This window comes from Brevibacillus sp. AF8 (assembly GCF_021270385.1).
Classification (GTDB): Bacteria; Bacillota; Bacilli; order Brevibacillales; family Brevibacillaceae; genus Brevibacillus.
Genome location: NZ_JAGQDN010000024.1, coordinates 87,427 through 96,402, shown reverse-complemented (window position 1 = coordinate 96,402; position 8,976 = coordinate 87,427). Strand labels below are relative to the sequence as shown.

Sequence of the window (8,976 nt, the reverse complement as noted above, 5' to 3'; positions counted from 1 at the left end):
AACTCCAGCCTTCCAAGCTGGTCGCGTGGGTTCGATTCCCATCACCCGCTCCATATGCTTATTAGAAACGAGCAACCATTTCGGTTACTCGTTTTTTTGTGTTTTTAACAAAGCTTGTCCGACAGGTTATTTATGCAAAATCATGTCGAGTTGAGTCATTTTGCTTTCCGGGGCTACAATATAGGAGTAGATAATGAATGAACGAAGGAAAGGGTGGCACTTTTATGAACAAAAACATGAGCATTGTTGGTGTACCGATGGATCTAGGTGCAGACCGCCGTGGAGTTGATATGGGACCTAGCGCTATCCGTTATGCAGGTGTTGTCGCACGCCTGGAAAAGATGGGTTTCAATATTGAAGACCGCGGAGATATTTTTGTAACGCGCCCTCATCACTTCACTGAGACGGAAAACCATAAATATTTGGATGAAGTCGTGGAAGCCAATGAAAAGCTTGCCAATGTTGTAAGCGATATCATGACTGCTGGTCGATTCCCGCTCGTATTGGGTGGCGATCACAGCATTGCCCTTGGCACCATAGCGGGTGTGGCGAAGCACGTGAAAAACCTGGGTGTTATTTGGTTCGACGCTCATGGTGATTTGAATACGGGTGCCACTTCTCCATCGGGAAATATTCACGGTATGCCTTTGGCAGCGAGCTTGGGATATGGGCATGAGCGTCTGACAAACATTGGAGGATATACACCAAAGGTAAAGGCAGAAAACGTGGTCATCATCGGAGCGCGTGATTTGGATCAAGGTGAGCGTGAATTGATCAAGCGTATTGGGATGAAAGTTTTCACCATGCATGAAATTGATAAGTTGGGTATGGCTCGCGTCATGGATGAAGCAATCGCGCATGTGTCCAAAAACACGGATGGCGTGCATTTGAGCCTCGACTTGGATGGACTAGATCCACACGATGCTCCGGGAGTAGGGACGCCAGTTATAGGTGGTATTTCCTATCGCGAAGGGCATGTCTCATTGGAAATGCTGGCAGATGCAGATATTCTTTGTTCTGCTGAATTCGTGGAGGTCAACCCGATTCTTGACCGAGAAAACATGACAGCTCGCGTTGCAGTCGCTTTAATGAGTTCCGTTTTTGGTGATAAATTACTATAAAATAAATGAAGAAGATCATGAAAAAAGAGAGGCTTTTGGCCCTCTTTTTTTGTTTTACCGCATCTTTACATTGTTGGGGGAAAGCTGTACATTCTAAGGATGGAGACGAAGTTTATTTAATAGTTGGTCCAGTTGTACACTTAGCGAAACTAATTCTGGAGTAATGCAGGCTTGTTTTTTGTACTGATCGTTGAGTTTTTTTCGAAGCATTTCAATTTCGAGGAGAACGTCTTTTTTTGACAATCGTTGCACTCTCCTTTCCACCCGTGAGATAAATGAGCTATCATTACTTATATATAGAGGAAAGCATTGCGCTTATTCCTCTATTTCCCAACAAATTATCCGCACAAACACTAGATTAAAAATGAAACCATATGCAGTATCATCCGTATATAGGATTACGGTATTGTGGGGAGGATCGCATGGATTTTGTAGAGAAACGGTTGACTCAGCGGGCAAAACGCGGAGACCGTGAAGCTTTTGCGGAGTTAATCGAGATTTATAAAGACAAGATATTTCAGCTCGCATATCGTATGGTGGGAAACCGTCAAGATGCAGAGGACATCGCGCAAGAAACATTTTTGCGTGTCTATGCCAATTTGCATTCATACGATGACAACTATAAGTTCTCCACGTGGATCTACAGGATCGCGACCAATCTATGTATCGACCGTGGCCGGAAAAAACGACCTGACTTTTCATTGGATGAAGAAACCGAACCAGGGCAAGGCCTGGACTGGTATTCACGCCTGTCTTCTAACGAGCGAACACCAGAGGACAAAGTCGTAACGCAGGAGCTGCAAGAGACGGTGCAAGATGCTTTGTCTCACTTACAGCCCAAATATCGCTCGATTATGATCTTGCGTTATATCGAGGATTTGTCGTTGCAGGAGATCAGCGATATCGTAAAGCTTCCCATAACGACAATCAAGACGCGTATTCACCGAGGAAGGGAAGCATTACGCAGCAAGTTGCGATTGATGTGAGAAAGGAGAAAATCACGATGGAATGCCGGGATATGATTTGCCTCATCCACGAATATCTAGATGGGGACACTGATGAATTAGCCAATCTGCAATTGCAAGCACACATAAAGTCTTGTGTGAGTTGTCGTCAGCATATGCATGAGTTGCAGAGAGCCATCGCTTTTGTTCAAAGCGCTTCGCATATTCATGTCTCTTCTGATTTTACAGCTCGTGTACTTGCGCAATTGCCTGCGCCGACGAAAGCGAATCTGTTATCAGGATGGCTTCGTAATCATCCGTTTTTGACAGCTGCAGCGGTATTTCTCTTTTTGATGACCGGCAGTGTATTCAACAGTTGGTTTGATCGGGATGACACTCTACAGGTATCCTCTGCTAATTTGGATAAATTAAAAATAGATCGTGAACGCAATGTCGTAGTTGTACCAGCAGGAACCAATATTGATGGAGACTTGGTTGTCCGCAACGGAAACGTAGATGTTCGAGGCCATGTAACTGGGAATGTTGTGGCCATTGAAGGAAAAGTGTTCGTGGCATCTACCGCCCAAGTCGTGGGAAATACCGAATCGATCGAAGCGATCGTAGATTGGATCTGGTATGAGGTGAAAAATATTGGAAATGACTTGCTTCCGATCTTGCCATAAGAGAAAATAGAGAGTACAGCTATCAGAGCACGGCAGTGGAGCCGTGCTTTTTCCGCAGGAGATAGACTGACTTCATTAGATGGAGCGAGATATGGGGGCTTCGTTATGATATCGATATCCATGGAATATGGGGATTTGCTACGGTATGCAACGGATATTTTACTCGTTACATACGTGTTCTATAAAATCATTATGCTTATTCGCGGGACGCGGGCTGTACAATTGCTGAAGGGGATTATGGTCATCGTCATCACATGGTTCCTCAGCAAATATTTCCAGCTGACGGCATTGCACGCACTGATGAATCAAGCTTTTACATTCGGGGTTTTGGCGGTCGTCATCATCTTCCAGCCAGAGTTGCGTCGAGCACTGGAGCAGCTTGGTCGAGGCAAGCTTTTTTCCCGTTCAAGCAGTACGCAGGATGACGAGGCGGTTAGCCGCTTGGTTCAAGAAGTGGGCAAATCGGTTACGTACATGGCCAAGCGTCGCATTGGTGCATTGATCGTCATTGAGAGAGAGACGGGACTTAACGACTACGTGGAAACGGGTATTGGCATTAACGGGCGAGTCAGCTCAGAGCTGCTGATTAATATTTTCATTCCGAATACACCGTTGCATGATGGTGCAGTCATTATGCGAAAAGACATGATTATGGCTGCTGCCTGTTATCTTCCACTGTCTGAGAACAATTCCATCTCCAAGGAGTTGGGGACGCGCCATCGAGCGGCAATAGGGTTAAGTGAGGTTTCCGATGGCATCGCGATCATCGTATCCGAAGAGACTGGTCAGGTGTCTTTTGCCGCGCATGGAGCAATGAATCGCAATCTGACGGAGGCGCAACTGGCAGAGATGCTGACAGAACAGCTTCAGCCTCTGTCTAAAGGCAAATCCATGGGAAGTCGTTGGCAATGGAGGCGAAAACATGGATAAATGGTTAAACAGTCACTGGTTTGCACGTGCTGTTGCGTTGCTTTTGGCTATCATGACGTGGATGATTGTCAATCTGGAAGCCGAACAAACGACGACTCCTGAGGCAAGTCAGCCAACTTTTATTGATAGTGTCAATTTGCATGTGAAATATGATACTGATCGTTATCAGGTGGTCAAGCAGCAGCGAACGGTAAAGGTCGCCTTGGAAAGTAATAATCCTTTTTATCGACACAATTTCTTTCCAGAGGAATCGTGGGAAGTGTATGTCGATGCGACGAACCTGGGCAAAGGAACGCATCGTGTACCTGTCCAGTACAAGGGATTCCCGGATGAAGTCAAGGTAGGGATCATCCCGAATATCGTGGAAATCACCTTGGAAGAGAAAAAGACTGTTGAGCGTGAAGTTTCTGTGGAGAAATTGGGACAGGTCGCCCCAGGTTATACCGCTGGAGAACCTATTGTGAAGCCGTTTAGAGCGCTTGTAAGGGTACCTGAAAGTCAAGTGAATAAGGTAGCAGCGGTAAAGGCTTCGGTTGACCTGGAAGGGGCTACTTCCGCAATCAAGACAACGGTTCCGCTCAAAGTCGTGGACAAGTCTGGCAACGTGATTCAAGGGGCAGATGTGGTGCCACTTACGGTAGAAGTGAACATCCCCGTAACGAGTCCGTTTGCAAAAGTGCCAATTAAATTAAACTTGACGAATGAATTGCCGAATGGCTATAGTTTGGCTAGTATGGGTATGAATGTGGAAGAGGTCACGGTCTATGGACCGAAGGAAGTCATTGATGGCATCAAATCCAACACATACCCAGGGCCGGAAATTGATCTCGGCAACATTACATCAGATCGCGATATAGAGCTCAAGATACCGTTAATGGATAATATTGTGAAGGTAGAGCCGGAGTATTTGACCGTATCGCTAAAAGTCGTTCCATCAACGACGAAGCGTTTGGAGAAGATTCCGATTCGCATTAGCGGGCTATCAGAAAGCATGGAAGCAAAGGTACTATCCACCGATGGCCAGGAGATGTCTACAATCGACTTCGACGTGATCGGCGCTCCAGTAGTGCTGAATCAGTTGAGGCATGAAGACTTGCAGGTCGTAGCAGATGTCAGCAATATGCCGGCGGGTGTATACGAAGTACCATTGAATTACATCTTCAATCAGTCGGAGTATATCAAGACTTCTGCGAGCGCACCGAAAAAGGTCACAATTCAAATCACGAACAAGCAAAGGTAGACATAAGCTGTTGTGTGCACAAGGAAGGAAATGAGGGACAATCATGGGGAAGTATTTCGGAACAGACGGTGTACGTGGTGTAGCAAATACACAACTCACACCCGAACTGGCATTTAAAATCGGACGCGTTGGTGGTTACGTTCTCACCAGACACAAGCAGGAAGGAAAACCAAAAGTGGTGATTGGGCGCGATACGCGCATTTCTGGACAAATGCTGGAAAACGCGCTTTTGGCTGGACTGTTATCGGTTGGAGCAGAAGTGGTCAGATTGGGTGTTATCTCCACCTCGGGGGTAGCGTATCTCACACGTGCACTTGGTGCAGATGCGGGCGTTATGATCTCCGCCTCTCACAATCCGTTTCCGGATAACGGAATCAAGTTCTTCGGCAGCAACGGTTTTAAACTGTCCGACGAAGTGGAAGCTGAAGTAGAACAGTATTTGGACGCGGCAGAGGATACGATGCCTCGACCAACAGGCGAACAAATCGGGACGGTTCTGGAATTCCTGGAGGGTGGACAAAAGTACCTCTCTCACTTGAAGAGTACCGTATCTGAGCGATTTGACGGTCTGAAGGTAGTTCTGGACTGTGCAAATGGTGCTGTCTCATCATTGGCAGCTCGTCTGTTTGCGGATGTGGACGCTGAAGTGATCACGATAGGTGCGAATCCGAATGGAATCAACATCAATGACCAGTGCGGTTCAACGCATCCTGAACGTTTAGTAGAAGAAGTTTTGAAGCATAAAGCTGACTTGGGTCTATCCTTTGATGGGGACGCGGATCGCTGTATTGCTGTAGATGATAATGGTGAAATCATCGACGGCGACTATATTATGGCGATCTGTGCACGAGCACTCAAGGCAAAAGGAAAACTCAACAACAATACAGTTGTTACGACCGTAATGGCCAACATGGGCTTCTTCAAAGGAATGGAAGAGTGCTCCATCAATACGACGAAGACTGCTGTAGGGGATCGCTATGTAGTAGAAGAGATGCTTCGCGGCGGCTATAATCTCGGTGGCGAACAGTCCGGTCATATTGTCTTCCTGGACTACAATACGACAGGAGACGGTTTGTTAACGGGGCTGCAGCTCTTGAACATCATCAAGGAGTCTGGCAAGCCGTTGTCCGAGCTCAAACAAGTGATGGTCAAGTATCCGCAGCTTCTGATCAATGTCCGTGTAGAGGACAAGTCAAAGCTGAATGGCAATGAAGCCATTGCGCAGGCCATCCGTAAAGTAGAAGAAGATTTGGCTGGCAATGGTCGCGTTCTGGTTCGTCCGTCGGGAACAGAGCCAATCGTACGTGTCATGGCAGAAGGCCCAGATGCGGCACAGTTGGAAGGGCTCGTGAATCGGATCGTTGACGTGGTCAAACAAGAACTCGTGTAAAATTCGTGTAAAAAGTTGCAGGGAGCGGTTTCAATGCCGCTCCCTTTTGCATACAACTACAATACGACGACAAGATATTGTCGCTCTTCACAATCTGTGGTACAGTGTTCATGTGCACTAGCACCAAGAAAGAAAAAAATGGGAGGGGTTGTGCAAAAAGGAACAAGCATCATAAATCAAATGCATACCATTGGAAAGCGCCAGCACTGAGGCTGCCCGACATGGAGCCTTAGTGGACGAGGTGGAGGTTTATCGAAGGATTCGGCGGATACCTCCCGGCAGCAGTATCACTGCCGCAGAGCGCAGGGACAAAACATCAGGGTGATCTGATGGACAAAACCTTGCGTGTGATACGTTTTTTGCCATTGTCGAAATAGATGAAACAGCATGATCATATAAAAAACATGGAATGGCGGGGGACTCACCCCCGTACCATTGTTCGGGTGGAAGTCCCTCGCCAATTTGGAAGGGGACCATACACTTATGTGCGGAATCGTTGGATATATTGGAAATAAACAAGCGCAAGACATCGTTATCGGAGGACTTCGCAAACTGGAGTATCGCGGCTATGATTCAGCAGGGGTCGCTGTCGTGAATGCAAACGGATTGGAGTACTCAAAAGCTCAGGGTCGCTTGGCTGTTCTGGAAGGCCGTTTGGAATCGAAGCCATTGACTGGTTCTATGGGAATCGGGCATACACGTTGGGCGACACACGGAAAACCGTCTGACGAGAACTCCCACCCACATACAGACGAAAAATCGGCTTTTGCAGTCGTTCACAACGGGATTATCGAAAACTTCCTGCCATTGAAAGAAGAGCTGCTGGCAAAAGGCTACACGTTCACTTCTGAGACAGATACCGAGGTTATCGCTCACTTGCTCGCGGACATGTACGATGGCGATATCGTTTCTACAGCGCGTCGTGCTGTGCAACGCATGCGTGGTGCCTATGCATTGGGTATCATGACGGAACATGAGCCTGACAAGCTGGTAGCGATTCGTTTGGCTAGCCCGTTGGTAGTTGGTGTGGGTCAAGGCGAGAGCTTTATCGGTTCGGATATCCCGGCTATATTGGAGCATACACGTGACGTGTACATTTTGAACGAAGGCGAAATGGCTGTGTTGACTCGCGATGGTGTGGAACTGATGAACGCAGAGACCGGAGAGAAAATCGAGCGGGAACTGTTCCATGTCGAGTGGGATCTGGTACAAGCGGAAAAAGGCGGATATGATTCCTTCATGCTCAAGGAAATGCACGAGCAGCCTCAAGCTGTTCGCGATACCATGGGTGCCCGCATTGACGAGGACAACAAGCGAGTGATTTTGCCTGAGCTAAAAATGAACGATGCGGAACTGGCGACATACGATCGCATCTACATCGTGGCATGCGGTACCTCCATGCACGCAGGTCTCGTCGGTAAGGATGTTATCGAAAAATGGACTCGCGTACCTGTAGAGGTAGCAGTCGCTTCCGAGTTCCGTTACCGTGATCCGATCTACACAGACAAGACACTGATGATCGTCATTAGCCAATCGGGTGAGACAGCAGACACGCTGGCTGCACTGCGTGAGGCGAAGAAGAGCAACGTGAAGGTGTTGGCTATCACCAACGTGGTAGGCAGCTCTGTAGCTCGCGAAGCTGACGAAGTGATCTTTACGTGGGCTGGTCCAGAAGTAGCGGTAGCGTCTACGAAAGCATACACCTCACAAGTCGTTGCCCTGTACTTGTTCAGCCTGTATTTGGCTCAAGTAAAAGGCACCATGGCGGCTGCTGAGATTGCCGAAGTCGTAGAGCACTTGAGCGAGATCCCTGGTAAAATCGCTTCCATGCTGAATAACGATGATCAGATTCGTCGCTTTGCAGAGGGCACAAAAGAGGTAAGCAGCCTGTTCTTCATCGGCCGCAGCCTCGACTATGCGGTATCGCTGGAAGGCTCTCTGAAGCTGAAAGAAATCTCTTACATTCACTCCGAGGCGTATCCAGCCGGTGAGCTGAAGCACGGTACTCTTGCGCTGATTGAAGATAATGTTCCAGTTGTAGCTTTGGCTACGCAACCAGACATCTACGAAAAAACGGTAAGCAACATCGTGGAAGTAAAAGCTCGCGGCGCTCATGTACTGGGCTTTGCGACTGAAGGCAACCACGATCTGGCGAAGAGTGTGGATGAGGTCATATACATGCCAGCCACTCTGCCAATGCTCACACCGATTCTGACCGTCATTCCATTGCAATTGCTTGCTTACTATGCTTCTGTCGCTCGCGGCCTTGATGTGGATAAACCACGGAACTTGGCGAAGAGTGTGACGGTTGAGTAAGGGTTGAAGGGGATAAGATTATCCTGTTCATGTTTAGTGACAATAGAGTTACTAAATTTACATTAGAGTTACTAAATTGACATTAGAGTTGCTAAATTTACATTAGAGTCGTTAAATTTCCGAAATCTGATGATCAAAGCAGCCCGGGTAATAATGAATGAACATAAATTATCACTCATTGTAATTTATGTTGGCCTTGCCTTGCTACAGTTCACTTTACTGTAGCAAGGTTTCTTTGTGTTTAAAAATGACTTAAATTCAGATTTAAATTAATTATGGAAAATCTATATGTGTGATCATTTATGACTATTGTTTTTGTAAAATAAAGTTGATAACTAGAAAATATAGTTTG

General features: G+C 47.1%; 8 protein-coding genes. 7 read left to right on the top strand and 1 reads right to left on the bottom strand.

The features are described 5' to 3' along the window. Positions 1–224 precede the first annotated feature (224 nt). Positions 225–1,121, top strand: a complete 897-nt coding sequence (gene rocF / locus KB186_RS24385; protein WP_012684013.1) for an arginase — start codon at positions 225–227, stop codon at positions 1,119–1,121. A 93-nt stretch (positions 1,122–1,214) separates the two neighbouring features. On the opposite strand, the gene KB186_RS24380 is transcribed toward rocF, so the two are convergent. Then, positions 1,215–1,373 carry an aspartyl-phosphate phosphatase Spo0E family protein gene (locus tag KB186_RS24380; RefSeq protein WP_088910300.1) on the bottom strand — a complete coding sequence of 53 codons (159 nt, stop codon included), beginning with the start codon at positions 1,371–1,373 and terminating at the stop codon, positions 1,215–1,217. 170 nt (positions 1,374–1,543) lie between these two features. Between KB186_RS24380 and sigW the strand changes: the two genes are divergently transcribed. The 6 genes from sigW to glmS all read left to right on the top strand — a co-directional run bounded on the left by sigW (position 1,544) and on the right by glmS (position 8,624). Further along, positions 1,544–2,107, top strand: a complete 564-nt coding sequence (gene sigW / locus KB186_RS24375; protein ID WP_007725279.1) for an RNA polymerase sigma factor SigW — start codon at positions 1,544–1,546, stop codon at positions 2,105–2,107. A 17-nt stretch (positions 2,108–2,124) separates the two neighbouring features. After that, positions 2,125–2,748: a zf-HC2 domain-containing protein gene (locus KB186_RS24370; RefSeq protein ID WP_173612547.1), complete on the top strand. Its 624-nt coding sequence runs from the start codon at positions 2,125–2,127 to the stop codon at positions 2,746–2,748. Between the two features lie 105 nt (positions 2,749–2,853). Beyond that, positions 2,854–3,678, top strand: coding sequence for a diadenylate cyclase CdaA (cdaA, locus tag KB186_RS24365; RefSeq protein ID WP_017247073.1), 825 nt, complete (start codon positions 2,854–2,856; stop codon positions 3,676–3,678). Continuing rightward, a complete protein-coding gene (locus KB186_RS24360; RefSeq protein ID WP_173612546.1) occupies positions 3,671–4,918 on the top strand; it encodes a CdaR family protein in 1,248 nt (415 codons plus the stop codon). Before cdaA ends, KB186_RS24360 begins: the two co-directional genes overlap by 8 nt. Positions 4,919–4,961: 43 nt before the next feature. Then, positions 4,962–6,308 carry a phosphoglucosamine mutase gene (glmM, locus tag KB186_RS24355; RefSeq protein WP_173612545.1) on the top strand — a complete coding sequence of 449 codons (1,347 nt, stop codon included), beginning with the start codon at positions 4,962–4,964 and terminating at the stop codon, positions 6,306–6,308. A gap of 483 nt (positions 6,309–6,791) precedes the next feature. Further along, the gene (gene glmS / locus KB186_RS24350) at positions 6,792–8,624 is read left to right on the top strand and encodes a glutamine--fructose-6-phosphate transaminase (isomerizing) (protein WP_232774548.1); all 1,833 of its coding nucleotides are present in this window, start codon (positions 6,792–6,794) and stop codon (positions 8,622–8,624) included. Positions 8,625–8,976 lie beyond the last annotated feature (352 nt).